Annotated in this window: 17 protein-coding genes; 6 read left to right on the top strand and 11 right to left on the bottom strand. The window is 69.7% G+C overall.

Translation table 11 applies throughout. The annotated features are described in order from the left end of the window. Window positions 1-743 (bottom strand): tectonin domain-containing protein (locus PV396_RS27825; RefSeq protein WP_319209112.1); only part of this gene is annotated, 743 nt, incomplete at its 3' end. Window positions 744-991: 248 nt separating this feature from the next. Here PV396_RS27825 and PV396_RS27820 point away from each other — a divergent pair. Beyond that, on the top strand, window positions 992-1,189 hold the full coding sequence (locus PV396_RS27820) for a hypothetical protein (protein ID WP_319209111.1): 198 nt from the start codon (window positions 992-994) through the stop codon (window positions 1,187-1,189). 90 nt (window positions 1,190-1,279) lie between these two features. Here the strand turns inward: PV396_RS27820 and PV396_RS27815 are convergent, their stop codons facing one another. Both PV396_RS27815 and PV396_RS27810 read right to left on the bottom strand, forming a co-directional pair. After that, on the bottom strand, window positions 1,280-3,895 hold the full coding sequence (locus PV396_RS27815) for a bifunctional FO biosynthesis protein CofGH (protein ID WP_319209109.1): 2,616 nt from the start codon (window positions 3,893-3,895) through the stop codon (window positions 1,280-1,282). A gap of 87 nt (window positions 3,896-3,982) precedes the next feature. After that, a complete protein-coding gene (locus tag PV396_RS27810; RefSeq protein WP_319209107.1) occupies window positions 3,983-4,828 on the bottom strand; it encodes an LLM class F420-dependent oxidoreductase in 846 nt (281 codons plus the stop codon). Between the two features lie 217 nt (window positions 4,829-5,045). Here PV396_RS27810 and PV396_RS27805 point away from each other — a divergent pair, with 217 nt between their 5' ends. After that, the gene (locus PV396_RS27805) at window positions 5,046-6,635 is read left to right on the top strand and encodes a CehA/McbA family metallohydrolase (protein ID WP_319209105.1); all 1,590 of its coding nucleotides are present in this window, start codon (window positions 5,046-5,048) and stop codon (window positions 6,633-6,635) included. Window positions 6,636-6,655: 20 nt separating this feature from the next. On the opposite strand, the gene PV396_RS27800 is transcribed toward PV396_RS27805, so the two are convergent. Beyond that, complete coding sequence (locus tag PV396_RS27800; RefSeq protein WP_319209103.1) at window positions 6,656-7,483, bottom strand: endonuclease/exonuclease/phosphatase family protein; 828 nt, start codon at window positions 7,481-7,483, stop codon at window positions 6,656-6,658. A gap of 106 nt (window positions 7,484-7,589) precedes the next feature. On the opposite strand from PV396_RS27800, the gene PV396_RS27795 reads away from it, so the two are divergent. Next, the gene (locus tag PV396_RS27795) at window positions 7,590-7,991 is read left to right on the top strand and encodes a nitroreductase family deazaflavin-dependent oxidoreductase (RefSeq protein ID WP_319209101.1); all 402 of its coding nucleotides are present in this window, start codon (window positions 7,590-7,592) and stop codon (window positions 7,989-7,991) included. A gap of 34 nt (window positions 7,992-8,025) precedes the next feature. Here the strand turns inward: PV396_RS27795 and PV396_RS27790 are convergent, their stop codons facing one another. Next, window positions 8,026-9,243, bottom strand: a complete 1,218-nt coding sequence (locus PV396_RS27790; protein ID WP_319209099.1) for a transposase — start codon at window positions 9,241-9,243, stop codon at window positions 8,026-8,028. A gap of 372 nt (window positions 9,244-9,615) precedes the next feature. Then, complete coding sequence (locus PV396_RS27785) at window positions 9,616-10,146, bottom strand: hypothetical protein (protein WP_319209098.1); 531 nt, start codon at window positions 10,144-10,146, stop codon at window positions 9,616-9,618. Window positions 10,147-10,402: 256 nt separating this feature from the next. Between PV396_RS27785 and PV396_RS27780 the strand changes: the two genes are divergently transcribed. After that, the gene (locus PV396_RS27780; protein WP_319209096.1) at window positions 10,403-10,687 is read left to right on the top strand and encodes a hypothetical protein; all 285 of its coding nucleotides are present in this window, start codon (window positions 10,403-10,405) and stop codon (window positions 10,685-10,687) included. 40 nt (window positions 10,688-10,727) lie between these two features. Here PV396_RS27780 and PV396_RS27775 read toward each other — a convergent pair whose 3' ends face one another. The 4 genes from PV396_RS27775 to PV396_RS27760 all read right to left on the bottom strand — a co-directional run bounded on the left by PV396_RS27775 (window position 10,728) and on the right by PV396_RS27760 (window position 12,938). Then, window positions 10,728-11,486, bottom strand: coding sequence for a DUF6193 family natural product biosynthesis protein (locus PV396_RS27775; RefSeq protein WP_319209095.1), 759 nt, complete (start codon window positions 11,484-11,486; stop codon window positions 10,728-10,730). Window positions 11,487-11,635: 149 nt separating this feature from the next. Next, window positions 11,636-12,043, bottom strand: a complete 408-nt coding sequence (locus tag PV396_RS27770; RefSeq protein WP_319209093.1) for a type II toxin-antitoxin system VapC family toxin — start codon at window positions 12,041-12,043, stop codon at window positions 11,636-11,638. Window positions 12,044-12,056: 13 nt separating this feature from the next. Next, a complete protein-coding gene (locus PV396_RS27765) occupies window positions 12,057-12,254 on the bottom strand; it encodes a hypothetical protein (protein WP_319209091.1) in 198 nt (65 codons plus the stop codon). Between the two features lie 228 nt (window positions 12,255-12,482). After that, complete coding sequence (locus PV396_RS27760; protein WP_319209089.1) at window positions 12,483-12,938, bottom strand: ATP-binding protein; 456 nt, start codon at window positions 12,936-12,938, stop codon at window positions 12,483-12,485. Window positions 12,939-13,174: 236 nt separating this feature from the next. Between PV396_RS27760 and PV396_RS27755 the strand changes: the two genes are divergently transcribed. Together PV396_RS27755 and PV396_RS27750 are read left to right on the top strand one after the other, a co-directional pair. After that, the gene (locus tag PV396_RS27755; protein WP_319209087.1) at window positions 13,175-14,026 is read left to right on the top strand and encodes a helix-turn-helix transcriptional regulator; all 852 of its coding nucleotides are present in this window, start codon (window positions 13,175-13,177) and stop codon (window positions 14,024-14,026) included. 10 nt (window positions 14,027-14,036) lie between these two features. Next, window positions 14,037-14,240 carry a DUF397 domain-containing protein gene (locus PV396_RS27750; RefSeq protein WP_319209085.1) on the top strand — a complete coding sequence of 68 codons (204 nt, stop codon included), beginning with the start codon at window positions 14,037-14,039 and terminating at the stop codon, window positions 14,238-14,240. Window positions 14,241-14,258: 18 nt separating this feature from the next. Here PV396_RS27750 and PV396_RS27745 read toward each other — a convergent pair whose 3' ends face one another. After that, on the bottom strand, window positions 14,259-15,062 hold the full coding sequence (locus tag PV396_RS27745) for an SDR family oxidoreductase (protein ID WP_319209083.1): 804 nt from the start codon (window positions 15,060-15,062) through the stop codon (window positions 14,259-14,261). Between the last annotated feature and the right edge of the window lie 110 nt (window positions 15,063-15,172).

Below are 15,172 nucleotides of genomic sequence, written 5' to 3'. Positions count from 1 at the left end.
ATCGCACCGAAGATCTGCAACCGACCATCCGCGTTACGAGCCGCCGCGATCGACGCCAACGCACCATCGAACTGCACCCAACTCGACCACGCACCACCCGGAGTGGTCTGCGAGCGGTGCCATACCTGACCCGCGCTGTTCACGCCGAACAGCTCGATCCGACCGTCCGCGTTCGTCTCCGCCGCCACCTGCGACAGCCCGCCGTCGAGCTGCACCCAACTCGACCACCCACCACCGATCGACGTCTGCGCCCGCGTCCAGATCTGACCCGCACTGTTCGCACCGAAGATCTGCAACCGACCATCCGCGTTACGAGCCGCCGCGATCGACGCCAACGCACCATCGAACTGCACCCAACTCGACCACGCACCACCCGGACTGACCTGCGAACGATGCCACACCTGACCCGCGCCGTTGACGCCGAACAGCTCGACCCTGCCGTCCGCGTTCGTCTCCGCCGCCACGGAGCGCAGCGCGCCGTCGAACTGGGACCAGTTGGACCAGCCGCCGCCGATGCTGGTCTGGGCACGGCCCCAGATGTTGTCGGCGCTGTTGGTCCCGAAGAGCTCCAGCCGCCCGTCCGCGTCCCGGGCGGAGGCTATGGACGATCCGTACGCGGAGACCGTGATCGCGGATGCGGCGGCCGGGACGGCGGCCTTCGCGGGAGTGGCCGCCGAGGCCACGCCGGACAGGCCGAGGAGCGGTGCGGCGACCAGCGCTGCCGAGACGGTGGCGGAAGCCACCAGGCGACGGATACGTCTGTTCGGATTTCCCATGCGACTGACCTGCTCTCTGTTTGGGGGACAGGAACGGCAACGTGAACGGAAACAAGGCGACCCTAGGGCTTGGGTACAGAAAGCACTGGTCTGTTTTTGGACTCTCTGCGGTCGCCCACGCACCCTCAGTGCACCGGTCGCTTGTACTTTCAAGTATTCACATGGCAGGCTTCGATCATCGTGCTCTTGCGTCACATCGAAGATCAGGAGTTTCCATGCGTGTCAGGATTCCCGCCGCTCGCACCCGGATCGCGTCCGGTCTCGTACTCTGCGCGGCAGCGGCCACGCTGCTGGTCACCGCACCGGCCCAGGCGGCCGAACAGCCGAAGTCGGTAACGTCCCACGCGGCCGGCGTCAACAGCTCCGAGGGATCCACGCCCGGCTGCCAGTACAACTGGCGCTGCTGGGGGTAGGCGCCGCAGATGCCGCGAGTCGGTGCACACCTAGCGCGCACCGACCCCGCACGACTCTCGACGGTCCGCGCCCTCCGCGCCCCCTCCGCCTCAGTCCAACACCGGCAGCAGCTCCGGCAGATGGCCGTCCGACAGCTCCGCCGCCCGCTGCCGTTCCTCCGTGACCTCCCCGTAGAGGGTGGTCCGGGGTTTCGCCGGGCGTCCTGCCGCCTCCGCGACCGCGATCAGGTCCTTCACCGACTTGTACGAGCCGTAGGACGACCCCGCCATGCGCGAGATCGTCTCCTCCATCAGGGTGCCGCCCAGGTCGTTCGCGCCCGAGCGGAGCATCTCCGCCGCGCCCTCCGTCCCCAACTTCACCCAGCTCGTCTGGATGTTGGGGATATGGGTGTGCAGGAGCAGGCGGGCCATGGCGATGACCGCCCGGTTGTCGCGCATCGTCGGGCCGGGGCGGGCGATGCCCGCGAGGTAGACCGGTGCGTTGGTGTGGATGAAGGGCAGGGTGACGAACTCCGTGAAGCCGCCCGTCTGTTGCTGGATGCGGGCCAGGGTGCGGAAGTGGCCGAGCCAGTGGCGGGGCTGGTCGACGTGGCCGTACATCATCGTCGACGAGGAGCGGATGCCCAGCTCGTGGGCGGTCGTCACGACCTCGATCCAGGTGGCCGTGGGCAGCTTGCCCTTGGTGAGGACCCAGCGGACCTCGTCGTCGAGGATCTCCGCCGCCGTGCCGGGGATCGTGTCGAGGCCGGCTTCCTTCGCGGCCGTGAGCCACTCGCGGATCGACATCCCGGTGCGGGTCGCGCCGTTGACCACCTCCATCGGCGAGAAGGCGTGTACGTGCATGCCGGGGACCCTGTCCTTCACCGCCTTCGCGATGTCGAAGTAGGCCGTGCCCGGTAGGTCCGGGTGGATGCCGCCCTGCATGCAGACCTCAACTGCCCCCAGTTCCCAGGCCTGTTGCGCGCGGTCCGCGACCTGGTCGAGGGAGAGGGTGTACGCATCGGCGTCCGTGCGGCGCTGCGCGAAGGCACAGAAACGGCAGCCCGTGTAGCAGACGTTGGTGAAGTTGATGTTCCTGGTGACGATGTAGGTGACGTCGTCGCCGACCGCCGACTTCCGTACGTCGTCGGCGACTTGGCACAGGGCGTCCAGGGCCGGGCCGTCCGCGTGGAACAACGCCAGCGCTTCGGCGTCGGTGAGCCGGGTCGGGTCGTCGGCCGCCGTGCGCAGGGCCTGGCGTACGTCGGTGTCGATGCGCTCCGGGACCATGCCGGGCGCCGCCGCCTCCCGCAGGGCTGCCCAGTCGCCGTACACCTCGTCGAAGTCGTCGCGCCGGTCGGACGTACGGCCCTCGGTGTCGATGGTGGTGTGCAGGTCGGTGCGGCCGGAGGAGACGAAGACCTCCTCCGGTTCCTGCCAGGGGTGGCCCTCGACGACCGCGTCCTCGCGGGCGAGGCCCGTCTCCGGGTCGGCCAGGGCCCGTACGTGCGGGAGCAGGCGCGGGTCGAGCCAGGGTTCGCCGCGCTGGACGAACTCCGGGTAGACGCAGAGGCGTTCGCGCAGTTCGAAGCCGACTGCGGCCGATTTACCCCGCAACTCCTCGATCTGGGGCCAGGGGCGTTCGGGGTTGACGTGGTCGATGGTGAGCGGGGAGACGCCGCCCCAGTCGTCGATGCCGGCGGCGATGAGGCGCTCGTACTCGGAGTCGACGAGGTTGGGCGGGGCCTGGAGGCAGGCGCTCGGGCCCATGATGTGGCGGGCGACGGCCACCGTCGCGACGAGTTCGTCCAGTTCCGCGTCCGGCATGCCGCGCATCGCGGTGTCCGGTTTGGCGCGGAAGTTCTGGATGATCAGCTCCTGGATGGAGTGGTAGGCGCGGGAGACGCGGCGCAGCGCGAAGAGGGACTCCGCCCGCTCCTCGTAGGTCTCGCCGATCCCGATCAGAAGTCCCGAGGTGAAGGGGACGGACGAGCGGCCCGCGTCCTCCAGCACCCGCAGCCGTACGGCGGGTTCCTTGTCCGGGGAGCCGTAGTGCGGGCCGCCGGGCTCGGACCACAGACGGGTGGCCGTCGTCTCCAGCATCATGCCCATGCTGGGGGCGACGGGCTTCAGGCGCTGGAAGTCGGTCCAGGACATCACGCCCGGGTTGAGGTGGGGCAGCAGGCCCGTCTCCTCCAGGATGCGGATGGAGATGGCGCGGACGTACGCGATCGTGTCGTCGTAGCCGTGCGCGTCGAGCCACTCGCGCGCCTCGGGCCAGCGGTCCTCGGGCTTGTCGCCGAGGGTGATCAGGGCTTCCTTGCAGCCGAGGGCGGCTCCGCGCCGGGCGATGTCGAGGACCTCGTCCGGGGACATGAACATGCCGTGACCGGCCCTGCGGAGCTTGCCGGGGACGGTCACGAAGGTGCAGTAGTGGCATTTGTCCCGACAGAGACGGGTCAGCGGGATGAAGACGCTCTTCGAGTACGTGATGACGCCGGGTCGGCCCGCCGCCTCCAGTCCGGCGTCCCGTACGCGGGCCGCGGACGCGGTGAGGTCGGCGAGGGCCTCGCCGCGGGCCTGGAGCAGCACAGCGGCCTCGCCGACGTCGAGGGCGACGCCGTCCCGGGCGCGTTTGAGGGCGCGACGCATGGAGTTCTCGGTCGGGCCGGTGGCGCCGCCGGGGCGCTCGGTGGGGCCGGTGCCGGAAGCCTCGGGAGTCGTCATCCTTCGAGCATACGATCGATGTGATCAGGTCTTACAGGACCGCCCTGTCCGTTCTGGGTGCCAAACGTCACAGGGCGGCACTGGCGACTACAAGTACTCCGCGTACCCGTCCAGCAGGCCGAGCACCTTTGCCTCCCCGGCCGGCGGCAGTTGCACCACGGCCTCCTCGATGCCCAGCTCGGCGTAGTGGGCGAGCTTGCCCGGGGTGGGCTGGACGGCGTACGGGACGATCTGGAGGGCGGCCGGGTCGCGGCCCGCGTCCGCCCACACGGACCGCAGCACGGGCAGCGACTCGGACAGGCCGCGCCCGCCGATCGGCAGCCAGCCGTCGGCGTACTCGCTGATGTGAGCGAACAGTTTCGGCCCGGCCGCACCGCCGATGAGGGTGCGGGGGCCGACCACCGGCCCACGCGGCTTCTGCACCGGCTTGGGGTACGCGGTACTCGCCCGCACACTCCCGAACTCGCCCTCGTACGCGGTCGGTTCGTCCGCCCACAGGGCGCGCATCAGCGCCATCCGGTCCCGGGTCAGCTCGCGTCGCGTACGCCATTCCACCCCGTGGTCGGCGGCCTCCTCGACGTTCCAGCCGTAGCCGATGCCGAGGGTGAGGCGGCCGGCGGAGAGGTGGTCGAGGGTCGCGACCTGCTTGGCGAGGTCGATCGGGTCGTGCTGGGCGACGAGCGTGATGCCCGTGCCGAGGGCGAGCCGCTCGGTGACGGCGGCGGCCTGGCCGAGCGCGACGAAGGGGTCGAGCGTACGGCCGTACTCGGGCGGGAGCTCGCCGCCCGCCGGGTACGGGCTGGTCCGCTCGACCGGGATGTGCGTGTGCTCGGGCAGGTACAGCCCGGCGAACCCGCGCTGTTCCAGCTCACGGGCGAGTCGGGTCGGGGTGATCGTCTCGTCGGTGAGGAAGATCGTGACGGCTAGGCGCATGTCCATATCTGTACCGGGCGGTGTCCCGTCTGTCCATACCGACCGGTCGGCATTGGTCGAATGTCACTCACCACCCCGGTCACCCTCTGGTCTTGTCGTGGCGATTCCCCTGGCCTGTACGGGAGTTCACTCGGCGGCACGAGAGTGGCTATGTAAGTGGTACGCGCCACACACCTGCGTCACCCACGTCACACCCCGACACCCTGGGAGCAGCAGCATGTGCGAAGACGACCATGCCCGCGACCACGATCCCGCTTCCGGCCTGGCCAGACGCGCGCTCTTCGCGACGGGAGCCGCCGCCGCGCTTACGTTGGGAAGCGTGACCTTCTCCGACGGCACCCCGGCCGAGGCGGCGGATGGCGGTACCGGTGGTAGCGGCGGTACCGCCGGTACGGAGACCAGGACCGTACGGGGCACGCTGCCCACCGGTTCGCCCGACTTCGTCTATCTGCCCGTTGAACTCCCGCACGACGTAAGGGAATTGAGGGTCGCGTACAGCTACGACCGTCCCTCCGTCCCGGCCGGCACCGCGGGCAACGCGCTCGACATCGGTGTCTTCGACCAGCGGGGCACCGAGCTGGGCGGCAAGGGCTTCCGGGGGTGGTCGGGTGGGGCGCGCACAGAGTTCTTCGTCCGCGCGGACGACGCGACGCCCGGCTACATCCCGGGCACGGTGAAGGCGGGCACCTGGTACATCGCGCTCGGCCCCTACACGGTCTCCCCGCAGGGCCTCGCGTACGAGATCACCATCACGCTGACCTACGGCGAGCCCGGCGAAGCCGTCGACCCCGTCTACCCGCCCGAGCGGGCGAAGGGGCGGGGCCGGGCCTGGTACCGGGGGGACTGCCACCTGCACACCTGGTACTCGGACGGCCGCCGCACCCCGGCCGAGATCGCGGCCCTCGCCCGGGCTGCGGGCCTGGACTTCATCAACTCCTCCGACCACAACACCCATGCGGCACACGCCCATTGGGCCGACCAGGCGGGCGACGACCTGCTCGTCATGGTCGGCGAGGAGGTGACGACCCGCAACGGTCACGTGGTCGCGCTCGGCACGGATCCGGGGACGTTCGTCGACTGGCGCTACCGGGCCCGTGACAACCGCTTCGGCAAGTACGCGCGCCAGATCCGCCGTGCCGGAGGCCTGGTGGTCCCGGCCCACCCGCACGCCACCTGCGTCGGCTGCAACTGGAAGTTCGGCTTCGCGGAGGCGGACGCGGTGGAGGTGTGGAACGGCGCCTACTCGCCCGAGGACGAGGTGGCGCTCGCGGACTGGGACGGCATGCTGGTCGCGTCGGTGAGGGAGGGAGTGAGGGAGGGCGCGGGCAGCCGTGCATGGATTCCGGCCATGGGCAACAGCGACGCCCACCGCGACCCCGATCAGGTGGGCGTCCCGCAGACCGTGGTCCTGGCCGACGACCTGACCCGGGAGGCGATCCAGGAGGGGCTGCGGGCGGGCCGCTCGTACGTCGCCGAGTCGAAATCGGTCACCCTCGCCTTCTCCGCCTCCGGCCCGAAGGGCGAACACGCGGACATCGGGGGCCGGTTGAAGGTGGCGAAGGACGCCCCGGTCACCATCCGCCTGGAGGTGACGGGCGCCCCGAACTGCACGGCCCGCCTGGTGACGGACCAGGGCGTGCTGTTCACGAGCGGGGCCCTGCCGGCGACGGGCACGGGGCTCGTGGAGTGGCGTACGACGGCGCAGTACGCGGCGTACGTACGGGCGGAAGTACGGCACGAGGCGGGACAGGCGCCCCTGCCGGGGGCGCTGGCGGCGTTCACGAACCCGATCTTTTTGGGGCGGTAGCCCGGGCCGGGTGTGGGGAATCAGGGGGGCCAGGGGAACGCCAACTCGGCCACCACGGCGGCGTGATCGGACGGCCAGACTCCGCCGACCGGCTGGTCCGCGGCCCGTCGTACCGTGCGCACATGCCCGAGCCCGTCCGGCCACGGCAGGCCCACATGGATGTAGTCGATCCGCGCGCTGGGGCCGAACCCCGCCGCGACATACGGGTTGGCGGCGTCCCAAGTCGCCGACGGGGCCGCCGGATCCGCCAACTCCCAAGCATCCATGAAAACTTGGCCGGGAACGGCCGGGGCGGTTCGGTAACCCCCCAGCAGCCGTATCTCGTCGGAGTCGGGCCAGGCGTTGAAGTCGCCGGTGACGACGGGCGGGAAGGCGGTGCCGTCGCGGTGCCTCGCCACGAACTCCGCGAGGAACGTGACCTGTTGGCAGCGGACCGCCGAGGCGTGGGGCGCGGAGGTGAGGTGGGTGGTGAAGAAGGGCACGTGGTGTCCGGGGGCGGCGAGCCGGGCGTAGAGGGCGAGGCGGCCGTCGTCCAACTCCTCCGGGGCGGGCAGCCGTACGGCCTCGCTCTCGACGACTGGCCAGCGGCTCAGCACGGCGTTGCCGACGTCGACCTTCTCGCCCCCGATACGCCGCTGCCAGCGCTCGGGGGCCTCGGAGGGCGCCCAGGTCCAGTGCAGGCCGAGTTCGCCGGCGAGCCAGGCGGCGAGGTTCTCGCCGTCGCACTCCCAGACCTCCTGCAACCCGACGACGTCCGGCCGCAGTTCGCGCAGCACGGAGAGGATCGCCTTCTGGCGCGCCTCCCACGGTCCGAAACGCCACCACAGGTTCCAGGTCACCACGCGCATACCCGCCACCACCGCCCACCCGGTTCGCCGTTCCTAAGTGCCTCTGCGACACCATTCAAGAACACACATACGGCAGTGGCACGAGCGCAGGAGGCACAGGACCAGCATGTCCCGTTTCGCGGAGATCAGATTCAAGGCCACCACGGCCTTCCAGCGCCGTATCGGCAACCCGGTGACCCGCCGGCTCCCTTTCCAGACCCTCCTGGAGACCACGGGCCGCACCTCGGGCCTGCCCCGTGTCACCCCGGTGGGCGGGCGCCGGATCGGCGACACGTTCTGGCTGGTCTCGGAGTTCGGCGAGAAGTCGCAGTACGTACGGAACATCAAGGCGAACCCGCGCGTGCGGGTGCGGGTCGGCGGGCGGTGGCACTCGGGCACGGCCCATCTGCTGCCGGACGACGATCCGGTGGCGCGGTTGCGGACGCTGCCGCGCGTGAACAGCACGGGCGTACGGGCGATGGGGACGAACCTGCTCACGGTGCGGGTGGATCTGACGGACGCACGTTGAATCCTCCCCTCCCTGAAGGGAGGGGATTCCTGGCTCAGGCTGCCTCCTGGAGCAGCGCTCCAGGAGGTCTTCCGCCATCGGCACCAGCCGGGTTGAGACCAGCCCGGACGAGCATCACGCGTGCGGAGTTCTTGTCCCGTGGGGACACGTTTCCGCATGCGGTGCAGGTGTAGGTGCGCTCACCCAGCGGCAGGCGGTGCTTGGCTCTCGCATCGCAGTTGGCGCAGTCCATCGTGGTGTGCGCAGGGTGGACGAGGCGGATGTCCCGCCCATGCTTTCGGCCCAACTCGATCAGCGCGGCCTTGGTGGCGCCGATGGCGGCGTCAGCGGCCTTGCGGGCCATCGTGGTCTTGGCGAGGAACGTGGGGCGGAAGTCCTCGATGGCGATGGCGTCGTGGTCGCGGACGGCTTTTTTGGCCCACTTGCGGCCGGTGTCCTGACGCTGTCTGGCGACCTTCTTGTGCGCCTTCGCCCGCAGCTTCTTCGCCTCACGGTAGCCCTTCGATCCGGGGCGGCCCTTCTTCGGTCTACGGCGGGCCATCATCCGGTCGTACCGGGTCAGCTTCGCCTGGGCCTTCCTGCCGTGCCCGGCGTGCGGCAGGTCGTGCGCGTCGGACGTGGTCGTCGCGGTCTCCCTCACACCCCAGTCGACGCCGAGCACGCGACCGGTCTTCGGCAGCGGCTGGACCTCGGCCGGTACGACGAACGAGGCGTACCAATGTCCGAGGCTGTCCTGGTACACACGCACGGAGGACGGCTCCGCCGGCAGTTGCCGCGACCACACGACCGTCACGACGATGCCCCCGGCCAGGTGCAGCCGGCCGTCCTTCAACCCGAACCCGCGCCGGGTGTAGTTGAGGGTCGCCAGCGCCTCGCGTCTGGTCTTCCACGTCGGCATCCCCGCCCGGCGCGCCATGGCCAGGCGCTCGCGGATGTCCTTTTGCGCCTTGGCGCGGGAGCGGCCAAAGTCCCGGATGACCTGCTGCTGGACAACTGATGAGCCCTCACGCAGCCACGGCGTACGGGCCCGGGCTTCGGTCAGCATCCTGTCGAGCTGCGCGGGGCCGCACGTCACCTTCTGACCGGTGGCCTTGTTGTGCGCGTGTACGGCCCTGGACTTGGCGACGCATTCGTTCCACACCCAGCGGCACCGGTCCCACTCCGCCGCCAGGGCGGTACGGGCAGTACACGACACACGCAGCCGGTACGTGTAGCGGGCATGCCCGGCCTCCACAGCGCTCGCCTGCGTCATCTCGCCCCCCCACGGTCCCCGGCCGGGACACTGTTCCGTCCCGAACCCTGCGACGGACCATATGTACGACAGCCGCACACACGCACCCCGATCCCGCGGCCACCACCCCAACCAGTGATCACGGGCACACACGTTCGCACCCCCCTTTCCGCTAGGGACAGATGTCGGCAGCGGTACGGGCGCTCCACACCCAGAACCGGATGCGGCGACGCTCCGCGTCGCAACACCCGGATGCGATTCCTCCCCGACGTGAACGCCGGAGCCCTCCTCGCAAGAAACAGGTGAACGAACCGGGCGCTGCCCCGCGGGCGGGGAGAGGGGGTTGGTCGGCCCCCTCCCCCCGCCGCGAGTATGTGCTCAGCGGCGCATACCTCAGCAGCGCTTGCTGGAGAAACCCCCGACAGGCGCCGGGTCACCGGCGGCTCGTACGGTGCCGGAACCGGCCGTGCATTCGCTCACGGTGCTGGTGCCGTTGGACCAGAACTCCTGGATGGTGGTGTTGGTCCAGGAGCGCTTGCCGAGGACCTCGTCCTGGGAGTAGCTGTAGACGGCGGAGGTCACGTCGTAGTCCCCGACGGCGTTGCGGAAGCTGTCCCAGACCCAGACGTAGCCGTAGTTCTTGCCGCAGGACGGCGAGTAGAACTGCTTGACGGAGGCGGCGGTCACGCCACCCCGCTTGATGTACCCGGTGGTGCCGATCTGGTAGGCGTCCGAACACACACCGGCCGCCCGGGCCCGCAGGCTCGCCGGGTTACCGTCGGCGGACGGCGCGGTGGTGACGGCCGCGGCGGAGGTACGGGCGGTCGGTACGGGCGCCGGGCCGGACCCGGCGGCGGCGACCCCGGCCGGGATGAGGGCGAAGGCGCAGGCCAGCGCCGCGGTGGCGGTCTTGAGGTGACGCATGTGGTGTTTCCCCCTGCTCGTCGTGGTTGAGACACGTGTCCTGACGGGTGCCGGGACAGGTGCTGAAACGTGAGACGTGCTCCGAAGCGGGGGACACAAAAAAGGCATGCATGGTCAACGCGGGTCCCCGTAGTACGAAGCGACCACCTCCGGATCACCCGGAACACTTCGGACGTAACGTCAGACCCGTTGGACACGCATAGGGTTGTACGGCATTCGAGGAATCCGTCAGAGCGGCGAAGGTGGTGTTCGACAGATGACCGACCGCGCCACGATCGCGGCAGGCCTGCGCCGACTCGGCGAGGAGGGCCGCCCGGCATCGGAGGCCGCGCACTGGGTGTTACGGCACACGCGGGAGACCGGGGAGGACCTCAGCGCCTTCCAGCTGATGATCCACTTCTTCGCCACGTACCACGTCCCGGTGGAACGCCTCCGCGAACTGGAACTCTGGGAGGGCCTGGGCACGGGCGGCTCCATGACGGACGCGGAACTGGACGCGGTGGTCGGGCCGCTCAGGGTTCGGGAGACTCCGCCGTCCTGAGGAGTCGTCCCGAGGGGCCGTCCTGAGGGGTCGTCCTGCGTCAGGTCGGACCCTGCGACCCGATCGTCATCGTCCGGAGTGATTCGGCCGTTCCCTCGACGGCCTGGCCGAGGTCGGCGGGAAGGCGGGCCACAGCCAGGGCGACAGCCTCCTCGGCTGTGGCGGTCTCAGTGAATGTTTCCGCATGGGGATGCTTCATCACACGGTACGAACTGCCGTTGCGCGACGGGGCAATGGCCACTTCGACACGGAACGGATGTCTGGTACAGGAGCTGAAGCCGAGCGTCCAGTGACTGGAGAACACGTAGAGCTGTCGCAGCCGCAGTTCGGCGTGCGCCGCTTCCACGAGTGCGGCGAACTCATGGAAAGTCGGAGCCTCCGCCGCCTGCTCCCGCATCGCCCGCCATTGGTACTCCACCACCGCGACCGGCCCACGTTCATGGGCCTCGGCACGCTCACTGGAGTGCAGGAACGGCAGGCCGGCCCGCAATTCCCGCAAACTCCCGCTCTCCCCCCACGCCAGACCGGCCCTGACGACGTTCTCCAGGTCCGGCGTGGCGCCGGTGATGAGTTGTACTCCCTGGCTCCAGCCCGAGACCACGAACCGTCGGGCTTCCGCTCCAACGGAGACGGCCAGCGGCTCGCGCCCTGGCACGGACGAGGCGATCTCTGCCGAAACGGGCGACCCGCCTGCGTGGGAAACCACCGTGAGATCGACACCGAGGTCGGACACCAGCTGTTCCAACGCGGCGGCGAGGCTGCCCGCAGCGGCGAGGTCGGGATAGAGATCGGGGTTCACCTGCCCAGTCTGCCCGGTACGGGTCGATCTGGATGGCTGAACCTACGTCGGCCCGCACTCGGCCCACAGCAACTTCCCGCCTTTCGACGCCCCCAATTCAGGGGTGCCGCGTTCAGCATTGCCGTAGAACAGCGATCACGTATCGAGACCTATTCCTCCCCGAGGACGCGCAGGCCGTGCTTCTCCTGGAAGTACCGGTAGTCCTTGAGGTTGAGGGTCGCCAGCGGGAGATCGTGAGTGAGACAGGCGGCGGCGATCCACATGTCGTTGTTCGGCTGCGGGCGTCCGGCCTTGTGCCCAGCAGCGGCGAGCCTGCCCCAGGTGACAGCGACGGCTTCATCACCGAGGAGGACAGGGATACCGACGAGCCAGTCGGCCAGCTCCTGTCGGCGTCGGCCTCCCCAGTCGCGGACCTCGGTCCACTTGGTCAGCTCCCCGTAGGTGACGAAGGTGATCAACGGGCGGCGGCCGATCAACCTGGCTCCGAGCGGTTCGGTGAGGGTTCCCTTGTGCAGGCGTGAGGCGACGTCGGTGTCCAGGATGACTGGCTGCAGCATCACAGTGGGCACCTCAGGCGAGGTCGCGGCGGCGCTCGGCGTAGGTGAAGGCGATGAACTCCTCCACCTCCTCGTCGGACGCGAAGGTGTCCGCCCTCAGGTCCTCCAGGGACCGGATCGGCTGCACGTTCTTCGCCGCGAGAAGTTCCTCGACCGACAGTCGGGGCCGCATGGCCGGATAGACGGAGCGCTCGGTCTCCGCTGCGTTCATGCTTCAGCCCTCCCCTTCATGTGGCCTCCCCGTGCACGGGGACTCTGCGGCCAAGTCTGGCACGCTGGCGCTCCGGCTGTCCCAGCCAGCCCTTCGACCTCCCATTCTGGGGCTGTCCGATGTACTCGCCGGGCTGGAACACCTTGAGCCGGAGTCCTGGCTGGCGAAGGCCAGAGGCACCCCGGGGGCCGAACACGTCACCGCCCCCGGACATCCAACAGGGCGTGGTCACCCGTTCGCCCCCGTCCGCCCGCACTCGGCCCACAGCAACTTTCCGCCCGTCGCCGCCCCCAACTCCCGTAGTACGGACACCCCCCACGAGTCGGCGCACGCCCGTACGAGGTGCAGGCCGCGGCCGCCTTCGGCGTCGTCCGGGGGTACGGCTGCCAGCGCGCCCTTCTCCCGGAAGCCGGGTGGGATGCAGGGGTCCGTGTCCCAGACGGCGACGCGGAGGTGGTCGGGGTCGTTGGAGAGGAGGCGGAGGGCGTAGGGGCCCTTGGTGTGGAGGTGGGCGTTGGTGAGCAGTTCGGAGGCGAGGAGTTCGGCCGTGGGGGTCAGGTGGGGGAGGTCATGCGCGGCCAGGACCGTGCGCAGGGTGGCGCGGGCGATGCCCGGTGCGCGGGGATCGTGCGGGAGCTGGAGGACGTAGCTCCAGGAAGGGGAGGACGGCGATACGGTGGCCATCGGAAGTCTCCGATCACGGAGGGGAGTTGGGTGGTGTCGGTACGTTGTGTCGCGCTGCTGTGCGTTGCCCGGTGACCGTGGCCGCTCCGTCGAGCGGGGTGCTGCCGGGCGGTGGGGTGCCCAGGAATGAAGATAGGGGCTGACAAATGACATTTGCCTGTGATCGAGATACTTCCGGTCTCGATTCCCTCGTGTGAGTGACCCGCCTACGGAACATGTGTCCAGGAGGAGTTCAAGTGCCCGCAAGACCCCGCCTGACGGCCCGCCGCCTTCGGCTCGCCGTGGAGCTGCGCAAGATGCGCGAGCGCGCGGGTATGACGGCGACCGAGGCCGCACGGGCGCTCGGCACCAGCCAGGGGCAGCTCAGCAATGTGGAGTCGGCCCGGTTCGGGGTGAGTGCCGAGCGCGTCAGGGCGCTGGCCGGGATCTACTCCTGCCCCGACCAGGTGTTCGTCGAGTGCCTGGTCGCCGTGGCGACCGACAAGACGTTCGGCTGGTGGGAGTCGTACCGCGAAGTACTGCCGTCCGGGCTCCTCGACCTCGCCGAGCTGGAGCACCACGCCACCGCCGTACGCACCGCCTACACCTCACACATGCCGGGGCTGCTCCAGACCGCCGACCACGCCCGCGAGATCTTCCGCCATGTGATTCCGGCGCCCACTCCGCCCGAGGTGGAGCACCGCGTCTCCCACCGGGTCAAACGGCAAGGTGTGTTGTACGGGCCGGCCCCGACCCCGTACCGGACCGTCGTCCACGAGGCGGCCCTGCGTATGCGCGTGGGCGGCCGGGACGTGGCCCGCGCGCAGCTTCGGCACCTGATCGACATGGGCGAGCGGGACCACATCACCGTCCGCGTACTGCCCTTCGACGTGGGCGCCTTCCCGGGATCAGGTCAGTCCATCAACTACCTGCACGGCTCCGTTCCCCAACTGGACACCGCCCAACTGGACCAGTTCCACGGGCCCGTACTCCTCGACGCCGAGGCCCACCTGGAGAAGTACCGGCTGCTCCTGGACACCGTCGAGGACACGGCCCTCACCCCCGAGAAATCGCGCGACCTCATTTTCGCCATCGCCCAGGACCTGTAGAGGAGCCCTCGTGTCCCAGCACACCTGGAGGAAGTCGTCCCGCTGCCAGGAGGGCGACGCCTGCGTCCATATATCCGTCACCGGAGAAACGGTCCTGCTGGCGGATTGTGCGACACCGGACCCCTCGGCCGTCGTCTCGGCCGGGCGCGACTCCTTCCTCGCCCTCATACGCATGCTCAAGGCCGACAACCGGTCCCGGGCGCCTCTCGCGTAGACCGAGAGCCGCGCTGACTCACCCCTGTTGGGCCGCGGTCGTGGACCCCATGATCAGTACCGCGCGTCGCCTGCTCAGCCCCCTGCCCAGGCCCGCCATCACACGGTTGAGGCGGCCTGAGATGACACTCGGCGTCGGCGTACGTCGGTCCAGTGTCCGCAGGGCCGTCGCCACGACCTCCTGCGGGGACTGGCGCTTGGCGCCGCCGCCCGCTGCATCGGTGCCGATGACGTCGAAGAACTCGGTGCTGGTCGCGCCAGGAGACAGCGCGAGCACACGCAGCCCGGTGCCGAGGGATTCCTGCCACAGGGCCTCGGTGAAACTCAGCACGAACGACTTGGCCGCCGCGTACACCGCCATGTTCGGGACGGGAAAGTACGCGGCCATGCTCGCGACGTTGATCAGTACCCCGGTGCCGGCGGTACGCAGCGGCTCGATGAACGCCCGCGTGATGTCGACGACGTTCGCGATGTCGACGTGGATCTCCTCCCGCAGCCGCCGAGGGTCCTCGGTGTGGAACGGGCCGAAGGTGCCGAACCCGGCGTTGTTGACGACGCTCGTCACGGTCAGGCCGCGCTGAGCGACCTGCTCGGCGAGTGTCTGCCCTGCGGCAGGCAGGCTCAGATCGAGCGGGATGACCGTGGCCCGGACGCCGCGGGCCGCGGTCAGTTCGGCGGCCAGCTGGTCAAGCCGCTCCTGGCGCCGGGCGACGAGGACGACGTGCGAGCCGCGCTCAGCGAGTCGGCGGGCGAACTCGGCGCCGATACCCGCACTGGCGCCGGTGATCAGGGTGGTCTGGCCGCGGTAGTCGACAGCGGGCATGGCTGCTCCCGGGAGATGGTGGTGGACACGATCAACTCCGTCACCGTACGTCTAAACTGTCACTCAGTGCCAATAGGGTACTGAGTGCGGGAGGCGGTAGGTTGGACCCC

The organism is Streptomyces sp. ME02-8801-2C (assembly GCF_033793965.1).
Lineage (GTDB): Bacteria > Actinomycetota > Actinomycetes > Streptomycetales > Streptomycetaceae > Streptomyces.
The sequence above is the reverse complement of the archived record's forward strand: the minus strand, read 5'-3'. Positions and strand labels throughout refer to the sequence as shown.

Coding starts and splice junctions, on each gene's coding strand:
- PV396_RS27820 (WP_319209111.1), top strand. CDS start 992: ATGCGTGTCAGGATTCCCGCCGCTCGCACCCGGATCGCGTCCGGTCTC.
- PV396_RS27815 (WP_319209109.1), bottom strand. CDS start 3,895: ATGACGACTCCCGAGGCTTCCGGCACCGGCCCCACCGAGCGCCCCGGC.
- PV396_RS27810 (WP_319209107.1), bottom strand. CDS start 4,828: ATGCGCCTAGCCGTCACGATCTTCCTCACCGACGAGACGATCACCCCG.
- PV396_RS27805 (WP_319209105.1), top strand. CDS start 5,046: ATGTGCGAAGACGACCATGCCCGCGACCACGATCCCGCTTCCGGCCTG.
- PV396_RS27800 (WP_319209103.1), bottom strand. CDS start 7,483: ATGCGCGTGGTGACCTGGAACCTGTGGTGGCGTTTCGGACCGTGGGAG.
- PV396_RS27795 (WP_319209101.1), top strand. CDS start 7,590: ATGTCCCGTTTCGCGGAGATCAGATTCAAGGCCACCACGGCCTTCCAG.
- PV396_RS27790 (WP_319209099.1), bottom strand. CDS start 9,243: ATGACGCAGGCGAGCGCTGTGGAGGCCGGGCATGCCCGCTACACGTAC.
- PV396_RS27785 (WP_319209098.1), bottom strand. CDS start 10,146: ATGCGTCACCTCAAGACCGCCACCGCGGCGCTGGCCTGCGCCTTCGCC.
- PV396_RS27780 (WP_319209096.1), top strand. CDS start 10,403: ATGACCGACCGCGCCACGATCGCGGCAGGCCTGCGCCGACTCGGCGAG.
- PV396_RS27770 (WP_319209093.1), bottom strand. CDS start 12,043: ATGCTGCAGCCAGTCATCCTGGACACCGACGTCGCCTCACGCCTGCAC.
- PV396_RS27765 (WP_319209091.1), bottom strand. CDS start 12,254: ATGAACGCAGCGGAGACCGAGCGCTCCGTCTATCCGGCCATGCGGCCC.
- PV396_RS27760 (WP_319209089.1), bottom strand. CDS start 12,938: ATGGCCACCGTATCGCCGTCCTCCCCTTCCTGGAGCTACGTCCTCCAG.
- PV396_RS27745 (WP_319209083.1), bottom strand. CDS start 15,062: ATGCCCGCTGTCGACTACCGCGGCCAGACCACCCTGATCACCGGCGCC.